Genomic DNA, 22,128 nt, shown 5'->3' on the forward strand with positions numbered 1-22,128 from the left:
TGGGAACAGCGCTAGCCTGTAGAATCCCCCGTTTCGCCTCACAGCAATCCCGAGCCCATGCCGCAACCCGCCTCGTCAAAACTCGCCCGCCTGCTGTTCGGCCTGCTGGCCTACGTCAGCCTCGGCATTGGCCTGATCGCCATCGTCGTGCCTGGCCTGCCGACCACCGAGTTCATCCTGCTCGCCGCCTGGGCCGCGACTCGCAGCTCGCCGCGCCTGAGTGCATGGCTGGAAAACCATCGGCTGTTCGGGCCGATCCTGAGCAACTGGCGCAACGGCAAGATCATCGCGCGCAAGGCCAAGGTCAGCGCCACCGTCAGCATGCTGCTGTGCGCGACGCTGATGCTGGTGATGCTCGATCACGGCTGGCCGGTGTATCTGGCGATTGCCGGGATGAGTCTGGGCAATCTGTGGATCTGGTCACGCCCGGAAGCCCTCCCCTCTTCCTGACTCACAGATCCCCTGTGGCGAGGGAGCTTGCTCCCGCTCGGCGGCGAAGCCGTCGCAACACCTCCGCATGCGGTGAGTCGGTAAGCATGCTGGGGAGCGCTGCGCACTCCAGCGGGAGCAAGCTCCCTCGCCACAACAGCCTCATCACAACACAAGCACTCCGGCGTTCATCAGGCTGAAACTTCCCTGTAATTAATCGCCTTTTCAGCACAATCCCCTGCGCAAACGTTTAGCGCTGACCGTTCGTCGGCAAGCGCCTCATGCGCCCTCGCTGCGCGCCGATGAGCAATGCATGGCGCTGAATGGATTTGGCGAACCGGGTAGTTCATCCCGTGGCCACCTGCTCATTCATTCACGAGATCGCCCCATGTTCGACTCTCTCTCCATTCGCCTGAAAATCGTCCTGCTCTCCGGCCTGTGCCTGCTCGGTGTGGTCGCGCTGATCGTCGGCATAAACATTTACCAGACCAACCAGAACGACGAAGTGGTCAGCGACTCCAGCAGCAAGATGCTCACCGCGAGTGTGCAGAACCTGTTGCAGGCCAAGGCGGCCGAGCAGGCGGTGCGAGTGCAGAAGACCTTTGGCGAAAGCCTGACGGTGATCACCGCCCTGGCCGACCAGATCAAGGACATGCGCGTGATGGCCGCCAAGCGTTCGCTGGAGGCCGGGGCCCTGCGTGAAGAGTTGAATCAGAGCCTGAAAACTGCGTTCGAGCGCAACGACAAGGTGCTCGGCATCTGGCTCGCCTTCGAACCCAACGGCCTCGATGGCAAGGACAGCGAATTCGTCAACGATGCGGCGCGCCAGTCCAACGAAGCCGGGCGTTTTGCGACCTACTGGAGCCGCGCCGCCGGCTCGGCGCTGAACACGATCATGGTCGAAGAAGACATGACCAAGACCACCCTCAGCGTCAGCGGCACGCCGTACAACAGTTGGTACACCTGCCCTCGCGATAACAAGCGCACCTGCCTGCTCGACCCGTATGCCGACACCGTGGGCAACAAGGAAATGTTGATGACCACCATTTCCGTGCCGTTGATCGTCGACGGCAAGGCCATCGGCGTGGTCGGCGTCGACATCGCCCTCGACGCCCTGCAAGCGGCGGCGCTCGACTCGCAGCGCGACCTGTTCAACGGCGCCGGGCACATGCTGATCGTCTCCGGCAGCGGCGTGCTCGGTGCGGACAGTTCCGATGCGAAGAAAGTTGGCAAACAAATCAGCGAAACGCTCGGTGCCGAAGGCAAGGATGTCCTGCAACTGGTCAGCAGCGGCACGCCGAAAATTCTCGAACAGGGCGACCTGATTCGCGCCGTGTACCCGGTCGATCCGATTGGTAACTCGCGGGCCTGGGGCGTGGTCATCGACCTGCCGAAACAGGTGCTGCTGGCCGATTCGGTCAAGCTGCAAGCGGTGCTCGACGATGCGCAGAAAACCGGGGTGATCACCGCGTTGCTGGTGGCGGTAGTCGCTGGTCTGATTGGCCTGCTGCTGATCTGGCTCACCGCGTCGGGCGTGACCCGGCCGATCAACAGCGTTGCTGAAATGCTGAAGAACATCGCCAGCGGTGAAGGCGACCTGACCCAGCGCCTTAACTACAGCAAGAAGGATGAACTGGGCGAACTGGTGAACTGGTTCAACCGCTTCCTCGACAAGCTGCAACCGACCATCGCCCAGATCAAACAGAGCATCACCGAAGCGCGTGGCACTGCTGATCAGTCCTCGGAAATCGCCCGTCAGACCAGCGAAGGCATGCAGGTGCAGTTCCGCGAAATCGATCAGGTCGCCACCGCGTCCAACGAAATGAGCGCCACCGCGCATGACGTCGCCAACAGCGCGTCGAACGCGGCCAACGCCGCCAAGGGTGCCGATCAGTCGGCCAAGGACGGCATGTCGATCATCGAGCGCAGCACCCGCGACATCAATCAACTGGCCGATGAAGTCAGCAAAGCGGTGACCGAAGTCGAAGCACTGGCGGTCAACAGCGAGCAGATCGGTTCGGTGCTGGAAGTCATCCGCAGCATCGCCGAACAGACCAACCTGCTGGCGCTCAACGCCGCCATCGAAGCCGCCCGCGCCGGGGAAAGCGGTCGTGGTTTCGCGGTGGTGGCCGATGAAGTGCGCAACCTCGCCAAGCGCACTCAGGATTCGGTGGAAGAAATCCGCATCGTCATCGAACGCATCCAGACCGGCACCCGTGGCGTGGTCGCGACCATGCATTCGAGCCAGACCCAGGCGCACAACAACGCCGGGCAGATCCGGCAGGCGGTGGACGCACTGGGCAAGATCAGCGATGCGGTGACGGTGATCAGCGACATGAACCTGCAGATCGCCAGCGCCGCCGAGCAGCAGAGCGCCGTGGCCGAAGAGGTCAACCGCAACGTCTCGGCGATTCGTACCGTGACTGAAACCCTGACCGAGCAGGCGACTGAGTCGGCGGCGATCAGCAGTCAGTTGAATGCGCTGGCCAGTCAACAGATGAAATTGATGGATCAGTTCCGCGTTTAACGCCACACCGTTGAGCCCTGTGGGAGCGAGCTTGCTCGCGAATGCGGTCTACCATTCAATGATGATGCTGAATGTGATGACCTCTTCGCGAGCAAGCTCGCTCCCACAGGGTAAGTATTCACCCGCTGGCGTTTTCATCTGCCCCGACATTTTTTTGCACTATCATCGCCCTCTCTCCCGGAGGGCCTTCGATGACTGATTTACTCACGTCCATTCAAGCCGCACTCGGCTTGCCCCACACGCCGATTCCGTACACTGACCGTGGCGCCCTGCCCTCGGCGTTCGCCGTCACCGATCTGGCCTGCGCGAGCATCGCCGCTGCCGGTCAGGCCGTCAGCGAACTGCTCCGGCAACAGACCGGGCACTTTCCCGCCGTGGAAGTAGACCGGCGTCTGGCCTCGTTCTGGTTCGCTTCTTCCATCCGCCCCATGGGCTGGGATTTACCGCCGCTGTGGGACCCGATCGCCGGCGACTACGCGACCCGCGACGGCTGGATCCGCCTGCACACCAACGCCCCGCATCACCGCGCCGCAGCCGAAAGCGTGCTCGGTGCCTGCGCCGATCGTGCAGCGATGGCGGCAAAAGTCGCGCAATGGAGCGGCGCCGATCTGGAGCAAGCGATAGTCGACGCCAAGGGCTGCGCCGCCGAAATGCGCAGTTGGGCGCGGTGGCAGCAACACCCGCAGGGACTGGCAGTAAATGCCGAGCCGCTGGTGCACTTCAGTGCCGATCACCAACAGATCGCGCAACCCTGGGCAGGCTCAATCGCGCAGCCATTGGCCGGGCTCAAAGTGCTGGACCTGACCCGCGTGCTCGCTGGCCCCACCGCGAGCCGTTTTCTCGCCGGCCTCGGTGCCAATGTGCTGCGCATCGATCCGCCGAGCTGGAACGAGCCGGGCGTCATTCCCGACATGACCCTGGGCAAACGTTGTGCGCGCCTGGATCTGCAGCAACCGGCCGATCGTGCATTGTTCGAAAACCTGTTGAAGGACGCCGACATCCTCCTGCACGGCTACCGCGCCGATGCCCTGGAACATCTCGGCTTCGGCGCCGAACGCCGCCGACAACTGGCGCCGGGGCTGATCGACGTCAGCCTCAACGCCTATGGCTGGAGCGGCCCGTGGCACAACCGCCGCGGCTTCGACAGCCTGGTGCAGATGAGCAGCGGCATCGCCGAAGCCGGGCAGCGCTGGAAACAGGCTGACAAACCGACGCCGTTGCCGGTGCAGGCGCTGGATCACGGCACCGGGTATTTGATGGCGGCGAGTGCGATCCGACTTTTGACCGAACGTTTCAGGACCGGTCAGGGTGGCTCTGCGCGCCTCTCGCTGGCGCGTACGGCCAAACTGTTGATCGAACAGGGGCCGGGGTCGAGCGATCCGTTACGCGCCGAAGATGAGCAGGATCAAAGCCTGTCGCTGGAACAGACACCGTGGGGGCCGGCGCACCGCTTGCTGGCACCGCTGAAGATCAGCGGGACGCCGTTGCAGTGGGCCTTGCCGGCCACCGAACTGGGTTCACATCGCCCGCAATGGTGATGACCATTCCGGCCCCTTCGCGAGCAAGCCCGCTCCCACAGGTGAAATGCGTTCCCCTGTGGGAGCGGGCTTGCTCGCGAAGACGGCTGCACCGACAACACTGATTCAGGCTCAATCCGCCCGACTCAAAGACGTCCACAACACCTGCGCCGCATACCCCCGACAGGGTCGCCAGACTTCAGCACGATCAGCCAATTCCCGCGCTGTCGGCCGCACACCTTCCAGCACTTCCAGCGCCCGCAGCAACCCGACATCGCCATGAGGAAAGCCATCCATATCGCGCAACTGCCGCAGTGCGATGTACTGCGCTGTCCACTCGCCAATCCCGTGCAACGCCAACAGCCGCGTCACCCCGTCCTCGCGTCCCGGCGCGAACAACAGCGGATCATCGAGCAGCGCTTGCGCCACGCCCGACAACGTTCGCCCGCGACTTTTCGGCATGCCCAGCGCCGCCAGATCTGCTGTCGCCAACACACTCGCCTGAGGGAAAACATGACTCACACCCGGCAGCGCCGAGCGTAATGGCGCACCATATTGCGCCACAAGTTTGCCCGCCAAGCGAATCGCAGCCACCACGGTAATCTGCTGGCCGAGCACCGCGCGAAACGCCAGCTCCAGACCGTCCCACGCCCCCGGTACCCGCAGCCCCGGGCGGTTGGCGATCAATCGTGCCAGCAATGGATCTTTCGCCAGATGCCCTTGCATCACTGCCAGATCTGCGTCCAGATCAAACAGCCGGCGCAACCTTGCAACAATCTGCGGCAGCAGCGCCGGATCAGGAAAATCCAGTTCGACCTCCAGCGCATCGCCCGTGCCAGGCCAAACCGAAACCGAGCCATGCACACGGTTCAAACCGATGCTGCGCGAATACACACCATCAACCACGGTCTCCATCCCGACCACCGCCCGCGCTGCAAGAAAACCGAGCATAGCCTCCCAGTCATACGGCGGCTGATACGCAAGCCTCAACCTCACAACGCTAACAATCCGCTGTACAAGCCATAGGCCGCCAGCCCCGCGCCAATCACCACACAAGTAAAAATGCCCTTCTCGACATGAGTGAACAGCGGCTCGCCCTGCTCATGCTTGGCCTTGGCAAACAGCACCACCCCCGGTGCATACAGCAGCGCCGACAGCAGCAGGTATTTCACCCCGCCGGCATACAACAGCCACACCGCGTAGCACAGGGCGATGCCGCCAATCAGCAAGTCCTTGGTGCGTTCGGCCGAGGCATGTTCATAGGTTTCGCCGCGCCCGCTGAGCAACACCGCATACGCCGCCGACCACAGGTACGGCACCAGAATCATCGACGAAGCGAGGTAGATCAGACTGGTGTAGGTGCCGGCGGAAAACAGTGTGATCAGCAGGAATAGCTGAATCATCACGTTGGTCAGCCACAACGCATTGACCGGCACATGGTTGGCGTTTTCCTTTTTCAGGAACGCCGGCATGGTCTTGTCCCGGGCCGTGGCGAACAGGATTTCGGCGCACAGCAGCGCCCATGACAGCAATGCGCCGAGCAGCGACACCGCCAGACCGAGGCTGATCAGCAGCGCGCCCCACGGCCCGACGATGTGTTCCAGCACCGCCGCCAGCGACGGGTTTTGCAACCTGGCCAATTCGGGCTGGCTCATGATCCCCAGCGACAGCACGTTGACCAATACCAGCAGCGCCAGCACCCCGAGGAAACCGATCACCGTGGCGCGCCCGACATCGGTGCGTTTCTCCGCCCGCGCCGAATAGACGCTGGCGCCCTCGATGCCGATGAACACGAACACCGTCACCAGCATCATGTTGCGCACCTGATCCATCACCCCGCCAAAGCTCGGGTTGCTGCGGCCCCAGATGTCGCGGGTGAAGATATCGGCCTTGAACGCCACCGCCGCGATGACGATGAACATGATCAGCGGCACGATCTTGGCGACCGTGGTCACCTGATTGATGAACGCCGCCTCCTTGATCCCGCGCATCACCAGAAAATGCACGGCCCACAACAGCACCGACGCACAGCCGATGGCAACCGGCGTATTGCCTTGGCCGAATACCGGAAAGAAGTAACCGAGGGTGCTGAACAGCAACACGAAATAGCCGACGTTGCCCAGCCAGGCGCTGATCCAGTAACCCCACGCCGACGAAAACCCCATGTAATCGCCAAACCCGGCCTTGGCGTAGGCATAGACCCCGGAATCCAGCTCGGGCTTACGGTTGGCCAGGGTCTGGAACACGAACGCCAGGGTCAGCATGCCGATAGCGGTGATGCCCCAGCCGATCAGGATCGCTCCGGCATCGGCGCGGGCGGCCATGTTCTGCGGCAAGGAAAAAATCCCGCCACCAATCATCGAACCCACCACCAGGGCGATCAACGCACCCAGTCGCAGCTTTTGCGTCGGTTGCGACATTCTTGTCTCCCTTAATTCATTTGTAACAACTATTAACTAAACGCCTAATACCACACGACGTTTATCAGGTAATACCGAGAAATACCCATTTATATATAGCGACTGACGCTAACGCCTAGCACGCTAAGACAGTTTTGTGCGCGAATCCTAATAAATCAATTCTGTACTGAAAACAGATGGCGAAAATTTGCCAAAAGCTGAAAAAGAACTAGCGTGTTAATTCGAAAGTAATAAGAGCAATTCCCAACCACATCAGGCAAAAGCCTCTAGGACGGGCTTTCCAGGCGATAGCGTTATGCCTCCAGTTGTTTCATAAGTCATTCATTAACAATGGAATGTGGCCATGCACTGATCTATGTCAGCTGATTGAACAGACAACAGATCTACGCTGTGAACTCTTCTCTCCTGCAATGGAGTCATGCAATGTCTGAAGCTCCCGGAAAACTACGACTAGGTGCACTGGTTGCCTTGGTAGTCGGTTCAATGATCGGTGGCGGGATATTCTCCTTGCCACAAAACATGGCCGCCAGCGCCGACGTCGGCGCGGTACTGATTGGTTGGGCCATCACCGCTGTCGGCATGCTCACCCTCGCTTTTGTCTTTCAAACCCTCGCCAATCGCAAGCCTGACCTGGACGGCGGTGTCTACGCCTACGCCAAGGCCGGATTCGGCGACTACATGGGTTTCTCGTCCGCCTGGGGTTACTGGATCAGTGCCTGGCTGGGCAACGTCGGTTACTTCGTTCTGCTGTTCAGCACCCTCGGCTACTTTTTCCCGATATTTGGTGAAGGCAACACGGTGGCTGCGGTCATCGGCGCTTCAGTGCTGCTGTGGGCCGTGCACTTTCTGGTGCTGCGCGGGATCAAGGAGGCGGCGTTCATCAACCTGGTGACCACGGTCGCCAAGGTCGTGCCACTGCTGCTGTTCGTCCTGATCGCGATCTTCGCCTTCAAACTGGACATCTTCACCGCCGACATCTGGGGTGTGAAAAACCCGGATCTGGGCAGCGTGATGAACCAGGTGCGCAACATGATGCTGGTCACCGTGTGGGTGTTCATCGGCATCGAAGGCGCAAGCATCTTCTCGGCGCGGGCGGAAAAACGCTCGGACGTCGGCAAGGCCACCGTCATCGGTTTCATCACCGTGCTGCTGTTCCTGGTGCTGGTCAACGTGCTGTCGCTGGGCATCATGACCCAGCCGGAACTGGCCAAACTGCAGAACCCGTCGATGGCCGCCGTGCTTGAGCACGTGGTCGGTCACTGGGGCGCGGTGCTGATCAGTGTCGGCCTGATCATCTCGCTGCTGGGCGCGCTGCTGTCGTGGGTGCTGCTGTGTGCAGAGATCATGTTCGCCGCCGCCAAAGACCACACCATGCCGGAGTTTTTGCGCCGCGAGAACGCCAACCACGTACCGGTCAACGCCCTGTGGCTGACCAACGCGATGGTGCAGATTTTCCTGATCATCACCCTGTTTTCGGCCAGCACTTACCTGTCGCTGATCTACCTCGCCACCTCGATGATTCTGGTGCCGTACCTGTGGTCGGCGGCCTATGCCCTGCTGCTGGCAGTGCGCGGCGAAACCTACGAAGGCTTCGCAGCCGAGCGGCGCAAGGATCTGATCATCGGCGGCATCGCGCTGATCTACGCGGTGTGGCTGCTGTATGCCGGCGGGGTCAAGTATCTGCTGCTCTCGGCCCTGCTCTACGCACCCGGCGCAATTCTGTTCGCCAAGGCCAAGCTCGAACTCAAACAAGCTGTTTTCACCAATGTCGAGAAGCTGATTTTCGCCGCGGTGGTCATTGGTGCCCTGGTGGCAGCCTACGGCCTCTACGACGGCTTCCTGACCCTGTAACACCTGACTGATTTGTAATCTGGAGGATCACTGCAATGACCACGGAAAAAGTTAAGTACGGCGTCCATTCCGAAGCCGGCAAACTGCGCAAAGTCATGGTTTGCTCCCCAGGTCTGGCCCACCAGCGCCTGACCCCGAACAACTGCGATGAACTGCTGTTCGACGACGTGCTGTGGGTCGCCCAGGCCAAGCGCGACCACTTCGACTTCGTGACCAAGATGCGTGAACGCGGGATCGACGTGCTGGAAATGCACAACCTGCTGACCGATATCGTCGCCAACCCCGAAGCGCTGGACTGGATCCTCGATCGCAAGGTCACCGCCGACTCGGTAGGCCTGGGCCTGATCAGCGAAGTGAAGTCCTGGCTGAAAAGCCTTGAGCCACGACACATTGCCGAATTCCTGATCGGTGGCGTGTCCGCCGAGGATCTGCCGGACAGCTTCGGTGGCAAGACCATCCAGATGTTCCGCGACTTCCTCGGCCACTCCAGCTTCATCCTGCCGCCGCTGCCGAACACCCAGTTCACCCGCGACACCACCTGCTGGATCTACGGTGGCGTGACGCTGAACCCGATGTACTGGCCGGCACGTCGCCAGGAAACCCTGCTGACCACCGCCATCTACAAATTCCACCCGCAGTTCACCAACGCCGACTTCGAGATCTGGTACGGCGACCCGGACAAGGATCACGGCAGCTCGACCCTTGAGGGCGGCGACGTGATGCCAATCGGCAACGGCGTGGTGTTGATCGGCATGGGCGAGCGCTCTTCTCGCCAGGCCATCGGCCAACTGGCGCTGAACCTGTTCAAGAACAAAGCGGTGGAAAAAGTCATCGTCGCCGGCCTGCCGAAGTCCCGCGCAGCGATGCACCTGGACACCGTGTTCAGCTTCTGCGACCGCGACCTGGTGACGATTTTCCCGGAAGTGGTGAATCAGATCGTCGCGTTCACCCTGCGGCCTGACGAGAGCAAACAGGGCGGCATCGACATTCGCCGCGAAGAAACCAACTTCCTCGACACCGTGGCCAAAGCCCTCAACCTGCCGAAGCTGCGCGTGGTGGAAACCGGCGGCAACAGCTTCGCCGCCGAACGCGAGCAATGGGACGACGGCAACAACGTGGTGGCCGTGGAACCGGGCGTGGTCATCGGCTACGACCGCAACACCTACACCAACACCCTGCTGCGCAAGGCAGGCGTGGAGGTCATCACCATCAGCGCCGGCGAACTCGGCCGTGGCCGTGGCGGCGGCCACTGCATGACCTGCCCGATCGTGCGTGACCCAATCGATTACTAAACCTCTGAGCCCTGGCCGCGACTTACAAAGCGCGGCCAGGGGGATAACCGACACCGAAGGAGATCCATCATGGCTTTTAACATCCACAACCGTAACCTGCTCAGCCTGGAACACCACACCCCACGTGAGCTGCGTTACCTGCTCGACCTGTCCCGCGATCTGAAACGCGCGAAATACACCGGCACCGAGCAGCAACACCTGAAGGGCAACAACATCGCCCTGATCTTCGAAAAAACCTCGACCCGCACCCGTTGCGCATTCGAAGTGGCGGCCTACGACCAGGGCGCCAACGTCACCTACATCGACCCGAATTCCTCGCAGATCGGTCACAAGGAAAGCATGAAAGACACGGCCCGCGTGCTGGGTCGCATGTACGACGCCATCGAATACCGTGGCTTCAAACAGGAAATCGTCGAAGAGCTGTCGAAGTTCGCCGGGGTGCCGGTGTTCAACGGCCTGACCGATGAATATCACCCAACACAAATGATCGCCGACGTGCTGACCATGCGTGAACACGCCGACAAGCCCATCCACGAAATCAGCTACGCCTACCTCGGCGATGCGCGCAACAACATGGGCAACTCGTTGCTGCTGGTCGGCGCCAAGCTCGGCATGGACGTGCGCATCTGCGCGCCGAAAGCCCTGTGGCCGCATGACGATCTGGTCGATCGCTGCAAGAAATACGCGGAAGAATCCGGCGCGCGCATCACCCTGACCGAAGACCCGAAAGCCGCGGTCAAAGGCGTCGACTTCATCCACACCGACGTCTGGGTGTCGATGGGCGAACCGGTCGAGGCATGGGCCGAGCGTATCCAGCAACTGCTGCCGTACCAGGTCAACAAAGAGCTGATGAAAGCCACCGGCAACCCACGCACCAAGTTCATGCATTGCCTGCCGGCGTTCCACAACAGCGATACCAAAGTCGGCAAACAGATCGCCGAGCAGTACCCGCACCTGGCTAACGGCATCGAAGTGACCGACGACGTGTTCGAGTCGCCAGCCTGCATCGCCTTCGAGCAAGCGGAAAACCGCATGCACACGATCAAGGCGATCCTGGTCTCGACCCTGGCTGATCTGTAAAAACTCACTGAAGGAACCGGATCCAAATGTGGGAGCGGGCTTGCTCGCGAAGAGGCCGTGTCAGGCGACATCAAAGGAGCCTGACACACCGCCTTCGGGAGCAAGCCCCCTCCCACAAAGGCCCGCGGTTCTGGCATTACGACCGAGTCGTTTGCCTCTCCTCTGATTAGAAGGACATGCACCATGCGTATCGTCGTAGCTCTGGGCGGTAACGCCCTGCTCCGTCGTGGCGAGCCGATGACCGCTGACAACCAGCGCGCCAACATCCGCATCGCCACCGAGCAAATCGCCAAGATCCATCCCGGCAACCAACTGGTCATCGCCCACGGTAATGGCCCGCAAGTCGGCCTGCTGTCGCTGCAAGCGGCGGCCTACACCTCCGTCACCCCCTACCCGCTGGACGTGCTCGGTGCCGAAACCGAAGGCATGATCGGCTACATCATCGAACAGGAACTGGGCAACCTGCTGGACTTCGAAGTGCCGTTCGCCACCCTGCTGACCCAGGTTGAAGTCGACGCCAAGGACCCGGCCTTCCAGAACCCGAGCAAGCCGATCGGCCCGGTCTACGAGAAAGCCGAAGCGGAAAAACTCGCCGCCGAGAAAGGCTGGGCGATTGCCGCCGACGGCGACAAATTCCGTCGAGTGGTGGCCAGTCCACGGCCGAAACGCATCTTCGAGATCCGTCCGATCAAGTGGCTGCTGGACAAGGGCAGCATCGTCATCTGCGCTGGCGGCGGCGGGATTCCGACCATGTACGACGAGCACCGCAACCTCAAGGGCATCGAGGCGGTGATCGACAAGGACCTGTGCTCGTCGCTGCTCGCCGAGCAACTGGAAGCCGACTTGCTGGTCATCGCCACCGACGTCAACGCGGCGTTCATCGACTACGGCAAGCCGACACAGAAAGCCATCGCCGAAGCGCACCCGGACGAACTGGAACGCTTGGGTTTCGCCGCCGGCTCCATGGGGCCGAAGGTGCAGGCAGCCTGCGAATTCGCGCGCCATACTGGCAAGGTCGCGGTCATCGGTTCGCTCGCGGACATCGAAGCGATCGTCCAGGGCACCGCTGGTACGCGCGTCAGCACGGCGAAGCCGGGCATCAGCTATCGATAACTAGAAACTCCGAGGGCAGGCCCAGGGTCTGCCCTTCTCCCATGCCTTGAAAGGAGAAACCCATGGCCATATTCGAACCGGGTCATTTGCACATCGAGCGGCACGCGTTGAACAAGGACGATGTCAGTTACGACCTGTGCCTCGACTACCAAGTGTTCACCGATCCCAACGAAGGCAAAGGGATGCAGTTCACCCTGCACGGCAACATCCAGGGCAAGGACATGAAGGAGACCTTCTTCCTGCCCAAGGACCAGGCCTACAACTTCGCCAGGGACGTGACCAGGATTGTCGAGAAATACGGCATTCCCAAGACCCACAGCAGCATCGGCTCGCAGCACAAGCATTACGATCTGATGTTTGAAGATGTACGGGCGCAGCTGAATATGAAGTCCGGGGATCCGGTCAAACCGGAACACCTCGAATAACCCGAACACAGCACATTTCCCCTGTGGGAGCGGGCTTGCTCGCGAAGGCGCCGGGTCAGTCACCACTTATGCAGTCTGACCTGGCGCCTTCGCGAGCAAGCCCGCTCCCACAAGGTATCTGTGTAGCGCTGACAATCGTTGCAGATTTCACCATTGCCCCGCCCCAAGGCATACTTGCCACCCTCCGCACTCCAGAACACTGAACCGCCCCATGCGTATCCACGTCAGCTTCATCGACCGCGTCGGCATCACCCAGGAAGTCCTGGCTATCCTCGGTGGACGCAATCTCAATCTGGATGCGGTGGAGATGATCCCGCCCAACGTCTACATCGACGCCCCGACCTTGAGCCCGCAAGTGCTCGAAGAATTGAAAGATGCGTTGTTTCGCGTGCGCGGTGTAGAAGCGGTGACGGTGGTCGACATCCTCCCCGGCCAGCGTCGGCACCTGCAGCTCGATGCGCTGCTCGCGGCGATGACCGATCCGGTACTTGCCCTCGATAGCGCCGGCAAGGTGCTGCTGGCCAACCCGGCACTGATCGCGCTGTATGGGCGTGAACCAGCGGGGGAAAGTGTCTCGGAACTGTTCAACGATCCCGGTCTGCTGGAAACCCTGCTCGAACAAGGCTTCCGCCTGCCGTTGCGCGAGATCACCGTCAACGGCCAGACCCTGCTGCTCGACGCCACACCGATCACCGACGCCGGCGCGCTGCTGACCCTGTATCAGCCGAACCGCATCGGCGAACAGCTCTCGGCGTTGCACCATGACCATGCCGAAGGCTTCGATGCACTGCTCGGCGAATCCCCGGCGATCCGCACCCTCAAGGCGCGCGCGCAAAGAGTCGCAGCCCTCGACGCACCGCTGTTGATCCAGGGCGAAACCGGCACCGGTAAAGAACTGGTGGCCCGCGCCTGCCACGCCATCAGTGCACGACACAGTGCGCCGTTCCTCGCCCTGAACTGCGCGGCGCTGCCGGAAAACCTCGCCGAGAGCGAACTGTTCGGCTACGCCCCCGGCGCCTTTACCGGCGCGCAACGTGGCGGCAAACCGGGGCTGATGGAACTGGCCAACCAGGGCACGGTGTTTCTCGACGAGATCGGCGAGATGTCGCCGTACTTGCAGGCCAAGCTGCTGCGCTTTTTGAACGACGGTAGCTTCCGTCGAGTGGGCGGTGATCGCGAGGTGAAGGTCAACGTGCGGATCCTCAGCGCCACGCACCGCAACCTGGAAAAAATGGTCAGCGAAGGCCTGTTCCGCGAAGACCTGTTCTATCGCCTCAACGTGCTCAACGTCGAAGTGCCGCCGCTGCGTGAACGCGGTCAGGACATCCTGCTGCTGGCGCGCTATTTCATGCAGCAGGCCTGCGCGCAGATTCAGCGCCCGGTCTGCCGCCTCGCCCCCGGCACCTATCCGGCGCTGCTCGGCAACCGCTGGCCGGGCAACGTGCGGCAGTTGCAGAACGTGATCTTCCGCGCCGCCGCGATCTGCGAAAGCAGTCTGGTCGACATCGGCGACCTCGACATCGCCGGTACCTCGGTGGCGCGGCAGACCGACAGCGACGTCGACAGCCTTGAACAAGCCGTCGAATCCTTCGAAAAATCGCTGCTGGAAAAGCTCTACGTCAGCTACCCCTCGACCCGCCAACTGGCCAGCCGCCTGCAAACCTCGCACACGGCGATTGCCCATCGACTGCGCAAATACGGCATTCCCAACAAACCCTGAACCACCACAAATCCCCTGTAGGAGCTGCCGCAGGCTGCGATCTTTTGATCTTGATCTTGAAAAACAGAATCAAAAGATCGCAGCCTTCGGCAGCTCCTACAGTGCGGGTTTCCAGTTCAGGATTTATATTTCCTGCGTTAAAAACGACCTCCATCTGTACTGAAAGCGCTACAGCGGAACGATATCACTACACCCTCTTCCAATCGCCGCCGTGCAAGGCTTTGATCCGCTTCAGCTTTTTTCCCCGCTCCAAGCTGTAGCGATTTCGCTACAGCCATTCGATTCCGATCACCTCTAAAAACATATAACCATCTGATTTATATAGATAAATCCAAGATGGCCGCGTTCTTGCTAAGTAACCGTTCATAAAATCAGGGCTTTCCTGCCCGAGCCTTCCACCGCGTCCACCAGACGAGTCTGGCCCCCTTAGGAGTTTCCATGAGCGAGTTGCGTTTTACTGAAGATCACGAATGGCTGCGCACCGAAGCTGACGGCAGCGTTACTGTCGGCATCACCGCTTTCGCGCAGAACGCCCTGGGCGACGTGGTGTTCGTGCAACTGCCTGAGCTGCAGGCTTACGAAAAAGGCGCCGAAGCCGCCACCGTGGAATCGGTGAAAGCCGCCAGCGGCGTGTACATGCCCCTCGACGGTGAAGTTGTGGAAGTGAACCCGGCACTGGACGGCAGCCCGGAACTGGTCAACGAAGATCCGCTGGGCGAAGGCTGGTTCTTCCGCTTCCAGCCAAGCGATGCCTCGGCTGTAGGGAAACTGCTCGATCAAGACGCCTACGACCGTCTGATCAAAGCCCAAGCCGAAGCCTGAGGAGTAACGACATGACCCAAGTAAACCTCGGCACTGCCAACGAATTCATCGCCCGTCACATCGGCCCGCGCGCCGGTGACGAGCAAGCCATGCTCAACAGCCTCGGCTTCGACTCGCTCGAAGCGCTGAGCGCCAGCGTCATCCCGGAAAGCATCAAGGGCACCAGCGTGCTCGGCCTGGACGACGGCCTGAGCGAGGCCGATGCACTGGCGATGATCAAATCCATCGCCGGCAAAAACCAACTGTTCAAGACCTACATCGGCCAGGGCTACTACAACTGCCACACGCCGTCGCCGATCCTGCGCAACCTGTTGGAGAATCCGGCCTGGTACACCGCTTACACCCCGTACCAGCCGGAAATTTCCCAGGGCCGTCTCGAAGCGCTGCTGAACTTCCAGACCCTGATCAGCGACCTCACCGGCCTGCCGATCGCCAACGCTTCCTTGCTCGACGAAGCCACCGCCGCTGCCGAAGCCATGACCTTCTGCAAACGCCTGAGCAAGAACAAGGGCAGCCATCAGTTCTTCGCCTCGATCCACAGCCACCCACAAACCCTCGACGTGCTGCGCACCCGTGCCGAGCCGCTGGGCATCGACGTGGTGGTCGGCGATGAGCGTGAACTGAGCGACGTCACGCCGTTCTTCGGCGCGCTGCTGCAATACCCGGCGAGCAACGGTGATGTATTCGACTACCGCGAACTGACCGAGCGCTTCCACGCCGCCAACGCGCTGGTGGCCGTGGCTGCCGATCTGCTGGCCCTGACGCTGCTGACCGCTCCGGGCGAGTTCGGCGCCGACGTCGCCATCGGTTCCGCGCAACGCTTCGGCGTGCCGCTGGGCTTCGGTGGCCCGCACGCGGCTTACTTCTCCACCAAGGATGCGTTCAAGCGCGACATGCCGGGCCGTCTGGTCGGCGTGTCGGTTGACCGTTTCGGCAAGCCGGCGCTGCGTCTGGCGATGCAGACCCGCGAGCAACACATCCGCCGCGAGAAGGCCACCTCGAACATCTGCACCGCGCAGGTGCTGCTGGCCAACATCGCCAGCATGTACGCCGTGTACCACGGCCCGAAAGGTCTGACCCAGATCGCCAACCGCGTGCATCACCTGACCGCGATTCTGGCCAAGGGCCTGAGCGCACTGGGCGCGAAAGTCGAGCAGACAAGCTTCTTCGACACCCTGACCCTCGCCACCGGTGCACACACCGCCGCCCTGCACGACAAGGCACACGCCGCGCAGATCAACCTGCGAGTCATCGATGCCGAGCGTCTGGGCCTGTCGGTGGACGAAACCACCACCCAGGCTGACATCGAAACACTGTGGAGCCTGTTCGCCGACGGCAAGGCCCTGCCGGACTTTGCTGCACTGGCCGCTTCGGTGCAAAGCACCATTCCGGCGGCGCTGGTGCGTCAGTCGCCGATCCTCAGCCACCCGGTGTTCAACCGTTATCACTCGGAAACCGAGCTGATGCGCTACCTGCGCAAACTGGCGGACAAGGACCTGGCACTGGATCGCACCATGATCCCGCTGGGCTCGTGCACCATGAAACTCAACGCCGCCAGCGAAATGATCCCGGTGACCTGGGCCGAATTCGGTGCCCTGCACCCGTTCGCCCCAGCCGCACAGAGCGCCGGTTATCAGCAATTGACCGACGAACTGGAAGCGATGCTCTGCGCCGCCACCGGTTACGACGCGATCTCGCTGCAACCGAACGCCGGTTCGCAGGGTGAATACGCAGGCCTCTTGGCGATTCGCGCTTACCACCAGAGCCGTGGCGACGAGCGCCGCGACATCTGCCTGATCCCGTCGTCGGCCCACGGTACCAACCCGGCCACCGCCAACATGGCTGGCATGCGCGTGGTGGTGACCGCGTGCGATGCCCGTGGCAACGTCGACATCGAAGACCTGCGCGCCAAAGCCATCGAGCACCGCGAACACCTCGCGGCGCTGATGATCACCTACCCGTCGACCCACGGCGTGTTCGAGGAAGGTATCCGCGAAATCTGCGGAATCATTCACGACAACGGCGGCCAGGTGTACATCGACGGCGCCAACATGAACGCGATGGTCGGCCTCTGCGCGCCGGGCAAGTTCGGCGGCGATGTCTCGCACCTGAACCTGCACAAGACTTTCTGCATCCCGCACGGCGGTGGCGGCCCGGGCGTCGGCCCGATTGGCGTCAAGTCGCACCTCACGCCGTTCCTGCCGGGTCACGGCCAGATGGCACGCAAGGAAGGCGCGGTCTGTGCAGCGCCGTTCGGCAGCGCGAGCATTCTGCCGATCACCTGGATGTACATTCGCATGATGGGCGGCGCCGGTCTGAAGCGTGCTTCGCAACTGGCGATCCTCAATGCCAACTACATTTCCCGTCGCCTCGAAGAGCACTACCCAGTGCTGTACACCGGCAGCAACGGTCTGGTGGCGCACGAATGCATCCTCGACCTGCGCCCACTGAAAGACAGCAGCGGCATCAGCGTCGATGACGTTGCCAAGCGCCTGATCGACTTCGGTTTCCATGCGCCGACCATGTCGTTCCCGGTGGCCGGCACGCTGATGATCGAGCCGACCGAAAGCGAATCCAAGGAAGAACTGGACCGCTTCTGCGACGCCATGATCCGCATCCGCGAAGAAATCCGCGCGGTGGAAAACGGCACGCTGGACAAGGACGACAACCCGCTGAAAAACGCTCCGCACACCGCAGCGGAGCTGGTCGGCGAGTGGACCCATCCGTACAGCCGCGAGCAAGCGGTGTATCCGGTGGCGTCGTTGGTCGAAGGCAAATACTGGCCGCCGGTCGGCCGCGTCGACAACGTGTTCGGCGACCGCAACCTGGTCTGCGCCTGCCCGTCGATCGAAAGCTACGCTTAAAGGGATGCGGGGCAGGTTTACCTGCCCCGATTTCAGCAAAGCCATAGATCCCAAGGTGGGAGCGGGCTTGCTCGCGAATGCTGCGTATCAATCGCCATCAATGTTGCCTGACACACCGCATTCGCGAGCGAGCCCGCTCCCACAGGGGATTTGTGTCCAGCCTCGAGCTTGCGCCAATTCCTATAACAAGAAACCGGAGAACCACTCATGTCGTTAAGCGTGTTCGACCTGTTCAAGATTGGCATCGGCCCTTCCAGCTCCCACACCGTCGGCCCGATGCGCGCCGCTGCGCGCTTCGCCGAAGGCCTGCGCCGCGACGACCTGTTGTCGGCAACGACCTCCGTCAAAGTCGAGCTGTACGGTTCGCTTGGCGCCACCGGCAAGGGTCACGGCAGCGACAAAGCCGTGCTGCTTGGCCTTGAGGGCGAACACCCGGACACCGTCGATACCGAAACCGTCGCCGCGCGTCTGCAGGAAATTCGCGGCAATGGCAGGCTGAATCTGCTCGGCGAACACAGCATCACGTTCAACGAGAAAGAACACCTGGCGATGATTCGCAAGCCGCTGGCCTATCACCCCAACGGCATGATCTTTCGTGCCTTCGATGCGGCCGGTATTCAGATCCGCAGCCGCGAGTACTACTCGGTGGGCGGTGGTTTTGTGGTCGATGAAGACGCGGCCGGGGCCGACCGCATCGTAGAAGACGCCACGCCGCTGACCTTCCCGTTCAAAAGTGCCAAGGATTTGCTCGGTCATTGCGCCACCTACGGGCTGTCGATCAGCCAGGTGATGCTGACCAACGAAAGCGCCTGGCGCCCGGAAGCCGAGACACGCGCCGGTCTGCTGAAAATCTGGCAAGTGATGCAGGACTGCGTCGCCGCTGGCTGTCGCAACGAAGGCATTCTGCCGGGCGGGCTGAAGGTCAAACGCCGGGCGGCGGCATTGCACCGGCAACTGTGCAAAAACCCGGAATCGGCGCTGCGCGATCCGCTGTCCGTGCTCGACTGGGTCAACCTGTACGCCCTCGCCGTCAACGAAGAAAACGCCAACGGTGGCCGCGTAGTCACCGCACCCACCAACGGTGCGGCGGGGATTATTCCGGCGGTGCTGCATTACTACATGCGGTTTATCCCGGGGGCGAACGATGACGGCGTGGTGCGCTTTCTGCTGACCGCCGCCGCCATCGGCATTCTGTACAAGGAAAACGCCTCGATCTCCGGCGCCGAAGTCGGCTGTCAGGGCGAGGTCGGCGTGGCCTGCTCGATGGCGGCCGGCGCGTTGTGCGAAGTACTCGGCGGCAGCGTGCAGCAAGTCGAAAACGCCGCGGAAATCGGCATGGAACACAACCTCGGCCTGACCTGCGACCCGATTGGCGGGCTGGTGCAGGTGCCGTGCATCGAGCGCAACGCCATGGGCTCGGTGAAAGCGATCAACGCGGTGCGCATGGCCATGCGCGGCGACGGACAACACTTCGTCTCGCTCGACAAAGTCATCCGCACCATGCGCCAGACCGGCGCCGACATGAAAAGCAAATACAAAGAGACCGCCCGCGGCGGTCTGGCAGTCAACATCATCGAATGCTGATTTATGTCCTCTCCCTGTGGTAGAGGACCGCACTTAGCCCCCTCTCCCTCCGGGAGAGGGCTGGGGTGAGGGGCTTTTGATCTTGATCTAAATCTAGCCCCATGCCCCCAAACTCAAACTTTCAAGGAGCCACGCATGTCCACCGAACAACTGTCGAAAACCCCGCTGCACGCTCTGCACCTCGAACTCGGCGCCCGCATGGTGCCGTTCGCCGGCTACGACATGCCGGTGCAATACCCGCTGGGCGTGATGAAAGAACACCAGCACACCCGCGAGCAGGCCGGGCTGTTCGATGTCTCGCACATGGGCCAGATCCGCCTGACCGGCGCCAATGCCGCCAAGGCCCTGGAAAGCCTGGTACCGGTGGACATCATCGACCTGCCGGTGGGCATGCAGCGCTATGCGATGTTCACCAATGAGAGCGGCGGCATTCTCGATGATCTGATGGTCGCCAATCTGGGCAACGACGAGCTGTTCCTGGTGGTCAACGCCGCGTGCAAGGATCAGGATCTCGCGCATTTGCAACAACACATCGGCGACCAGTGCACCATTACGGAGCTGTTCGAAGCCCGCGCCCTGCTCGCCCTGCAAGGTCCGGCGGCGGTCACCGTGCTGGCGCGTCTTGCGCCAGAGGTGGCGAAGATGACTTTCATGCAGTTCAACCGCGTGCAATTGCTGGGCGTGGATTGCTTCGTCAGCCGCTCGGGTTACACCGGTGAAGACGGTTTCGAAATCTCGGTGCCCGCCGCCGATGCGGAAAAACTCGCCCGCGCCCTGCTGGCTGAACCGGAAGTCCAGGCCATCGGCCTCGGCGCCCGCGACTCGCTGCGCCTGGAAGCCGGCCTGTGCCTGTACGGCCACGACATGAATACCGACACCACCCCGATCGAAGCCAGCCTGTGGTGGGCGATCTCCAAGCCACGCCGTGCCGATGGCGCACGCGCCGGTGGTTTCCCGGGTGCGGAGCAGGTATTTGCCCAACAGCAGAACGGCGTTGCGCGCAAACGCGTCGGCCTGCTGCCGCAGGAACGTACCCCAGTGCGTGAGGGCGCAGAAATCGTCAACGAAGCTGGCGAAATCATCGGCGGTGTGTGCAGCGGCGGCTTCGGTCCGACCCTGGGTGGCCCGTTGGCGATGGGTTACCTCGACAGCGCTTATGTCACTCTCGACACACCCGTCTGGGCCATCGTTCGTGGGAAAAAGGTGCAAATGCTTGTAAGCAAAATGCCATTTGTTCCACAACGCTACTATCGTGGTTGATTGACTGTTTCTATAAGTAACGCGATTGCGTTATGCGTGCACTAATGTGTAACGCAATCGCCACAAAAAAGTGCATTTTCTAACATCCGATTCGAATATGAACTTTGCTTATAACGTTCGAAAACAATTGAACAAGCTAATCGTCTAAGCCTGCACTAGTGGATTGATTAACTGCCTGCAGGGGCAGGTAAACCGGGGCCTTCGCGGGGCTTGTTTTTTCTCCCGTAGTTGGCGTAGAGTTTGTTCACTGTGTTTGCATGGGTCAGCTTGGAATCGTGACCTGGGCAGTAGCCTACAAAGTTAGCTACATCCCGCTCGACGTCTTCTTACTCTCCTGCAACCAGCCCCAGTACTCTTTCATGAGAAAGAGACTGTCATCAATTTATGCGTCAAAGGATATAAGAAATGTCGACACGTCAGAGCGGTACCGTCAAGTGGTTTAACGACGAGAAAGGTTTTGGTTTTATCACTCCAGAAAGCGGTCCGGATCTGTTCGTGCATTTCCGCGCCATTCAGGGCAACGGCTTCAAGAGCCTGAAAGAAGGCCAGAAAGTGACCTTCGTTGCTGTGCAAGGCCAGAAAGGCATGCAGGCTGATGAAGTACAAGCAGAAGGCTGATCTTCTGTAACGAAAAAGCCCCTGATATTGATATCAGGGGCTTTTTTGTGCGCGCGAATCCGTAAAATGGCGCTTCATTTTGCGTCCAGAGGCTGCCATGTCGAAAAACCTGCTCACTCCCCAGGGCGACTTTCCTGCTGTTGGCCTCGGCCGCCGCTTGGCAGCCATGTTCTATGACTTCCTGCTGTGCACCGCCCTGCTGATCGTTACCGGCTTCGTTTACAAGTTGATCCAGGCAGCGATCATCGGTGAAGAACGCCTGCGCGTACTGACCGACGCCGGGAAAATGGATGGCGATCCGCTGTATTCCACGGTGCTGCTGTTGGTACTGTTTGCGTTCTTCGCCAAGTTCTGGACTCACGGCGGACAGACACTGGGCATGCAGGTGTGGGGCATACGTGTGCAGAACGCCGATGGCAGCGCGATCAGCCTGTGGCAGGCGCTGCTGCGGTTTATGGTGTCGATCGCTTCGTGGCTGTGCGCAGGGCTTGGATTCTTCTGGTCGCTGTACGACAAGCAGAAGCGCACTTGGCACGACATCTATTCCGATACCCGCGTGGTGCGGATTCCGAAGAAGAGCAAATAAATTCCAGACGCCAGATACCA

Annotated in this window: 16 protein-coding genes and 2 pseudogenes; 16 read left to right on the forward strand and 2 right to left on the reverse strand. The window is 61.1% G+C overall.

The genetic code is table 11. From position 1 onward, the window contains the following. Positions 1-57 precede the first annotated feature (57 nt). The 4 genes and pseudogenes from NTD85_RS21515 (at position 58) to NTD85_RS21525 (ending at position 4,494) form a co-directional block, all read left to right on the forward strand. Entirely contained in the window at positions 58-450 is a 393-nt protein-coding gene (locus tag NTD85_RS21515; RefSeq protein WP_226499541.1) for a YbaN family protein, read from the forward strand. Positions 451-1,090: 640 nt separating this feature from the next. Beyond that, positions 1,091-2,050: pseudogene (locus NTD85_RS27800) on the forward strand (cache domain-containing protein); the annotation flags it as partial. 378 nt (positions 2,051-2,428) lie between these two features. Continuing rightward, a pseudogene (locus tag NTD85_RS27805) lies at positions 2,429-2,956 on the forward strand (methyl-accepting chemotaxis protein); the annotation flags it as partial. Between the two features lie 191 nt (positions 2,957-3,147). Then, positions 3,148-4,494 carry a CoA transferase gene (locus tag NTD85_RS21525; protein ID WP_262143159.1) on the forward strand — a complete coding sequence of 449 codons (1,347 nt, stop codon included), beginning with the start codon at positions 3,148-3,150 and terminating at the stop codon, positions 4,492-4,494. A gap of 111 nt (positions 4,495-4,605) precedes the next feature. On the opposite strand, the gene NTD85_RS21530 is transcribed toward NTD85_RS21525, so the two are convergent. Then, positions 4,606-5,469 carry a DNA-3-methyladenine glycosylase family protein gene (locus NTD85_RS21530; RefSeq protein ID WP_262143160.1) on the reverse strand — a complete coding sequence of 288 codons (864 nt, stop codon included), beginning with the start codon at positions 5,467-5,469 and terminating at the stop codon, positions 4,606-4,608. Beyond that, entirely contained in the window at positions 5,466-6,893 is a 1,428-nt protein-coding gene (gene arcD / locus NTD85_RS21535; RefSeq protein ID WP_103486275.1) for an arginine-ornithine antiporter, read from the reverse strand. Before arcD (NTD85_RS21535) ends, NTD85_RS21530 begins: the two co-directional genes overlap by 4 nt. Positions 6,894-7,316: 423 nt before the next feature. On the opposite strand from arcD (NTD85_RS21535), the gene arcD (NTD85_RS21540) reads away from it, so the two are divergent. The 12 genes from arcD (NTD85_RS21540) (at position 7,317) to NTD85_RS21595 (ending at position 22,108) form a co-directional block, all read left to right on the forward strand. Then, the gene (arcD, locus tag NTD85_RS21540; protein WP_262143161.1) at positions 7,317-8,744 is read left to right on the forward strand and encodes an arginine-ornithine antiporter; all 1,428 of its coding nucleotides are present in this window, start codon (positions 7,317-7,319) and stop codon (positions 8,742-8,744) included. A gap of 35 nt (positions 8,745-8,779) precedes the next feature. After that, a complete protein-coding gene (gene arcA, locus NTD85_RS21545; protein WP_262143162.1) occupies positions 8,780-10,036 on the forward strand; it encodes an arginine deiminase in 1,257 nt (418 codons plus the stop codon). 69 nt (positions 10,037-10,105) lie between these two features. Beyond that, on the forward strand, positions 10,106-11,116 hold the full coding sequence (locus tag NTD85_RS21550) for an ornithine carbamoyltransferase (protein ID WP_262143163.1): 1,011 nt from the start codon (positions 10,106-10,108) through the stop codon (positions 11,114-11,116). Between the two features lie 183 nt (positions 11,117-11,299). After that, positions 11,300-12,229, forward strand: a complete 930-nt coding sequence (arcC, locus tag NTD85_RS21555) for a carbamate kinase (protein ID WP_041068605.1) — start codon at positions 11,300-11,302, stop codon at positions 12,227-12,229. A gap of 62 nt (positions 12,230-12,291) precedes the next feature. Further along, complete coding sequence (locus NTD85_RS21560; protein WP_262143164.1) at positions 12,292-12,654, forward strand: DUF5064 family protein; 363 nt, start codon at positions 12,292-12,294, stop codon at positions 12,652-12,654. A gap of 211 nt (positions 12,655-12,865) precedes the next feature. Continuing rightward, positions 12,866-14,374: a sigma-54-dependent transcriptional regulator gene (locus tag NTD85_RS21565; RefSeq protein ID WP_262143165.1), complete on the forward strand. Its 1,509-nt coding sequence runs from the start codon at positions 12,866-12,868 to the stop codon at positions 14,372-14,374. A 438-nt stretch (positions 14,375-14,812) separates the two neighbouring features. Further along, a complete protein-coding gene (gcvH, locus tag NTD85_RS21570) occupies positions 14,813-15,196 on the forward strand; it encodes a glycine cleavage system protein GcvH (RefSeq protein ID WP_262143166.1) in 384 nt (127 codons plus the stop codon). An 11-nt stretch (positions 15,197-15,207) separates the two neighbouring features. Continuing rightward, the gene (gene gcvP, locus NTD85_RS21575; protein WP_410017544.1) at positions 15,208-18,060 is read left to right on the forward strand and encodes an aminomethyl-transferring glycine dehydrogenase; all 2,853 of its coding nucleotides are present in this window, start codon (positions 15,208-15,210) and stop codon (positions 18,058-18,060) included. Positions 18,061-18,267: 207 nt separating this feature from the next. Then, positions 18,268-19,644 (forward strand): L-serine ammonia-lyase, encoded by a 1,377-nt coding sequence (locus NTD85_RS21580; RefSeq protein ID WP_003227491.1) that lies wholly within the window; start codon positions 18,268-18,270, stop codon positions 19,642-19,644. Positions 19,645-19,779: 135 nt separating this feature from the next. Next, positions 19,780-20,904, forward strand: coding sequence for a glycine cleavage system aminomethyltransferase GcvT (gene gcvT / locus NTD85_RS21585; RefSeq protein WP_262143167.1), 1,125 nt, complete (start codon positions 19,780-19,782; stop codon positions 20,902-20,904). Positions 20,905-21,309: 405 nt separating this feature from the next. Continuing rightward, positions 21,310-21,522, forward strand: a complete 213-nt coding sequence (locus NTD85_RS21590; RefSeq protein WP_003237709.1) for a cold-shock protein — start codon at positions 21,310-21,312, stop codon at positions 21,520-21,522. Between the two features lie 97 nt (positions 21,523-21,619). Then, a complete protein-coding gene (locus NTD85_RS21595) occupies positions 21,620-22,108 on the forward strand; it encodes an RDD family protein (RefSeq protein WP_098965267.1) in 489 nt (162 codons plus the stop codon). The last annotated feature ends 20 nt before the right edge of the window (positions 22,109-22,128 follow it).

Origin of the sequence: Pseudomonas sp. 13B_3.2_Bac1, from assembly GCF_025466205.1 — a bacterium.
GTDB classification, from domain to species: Bacteria; Pseudomonadota; Gammaproteobacteria; order Pseudomonadales; family Pseudomonadaceae; genus Aquipseudomonas; species Aquipseudomonas fluorescens_H.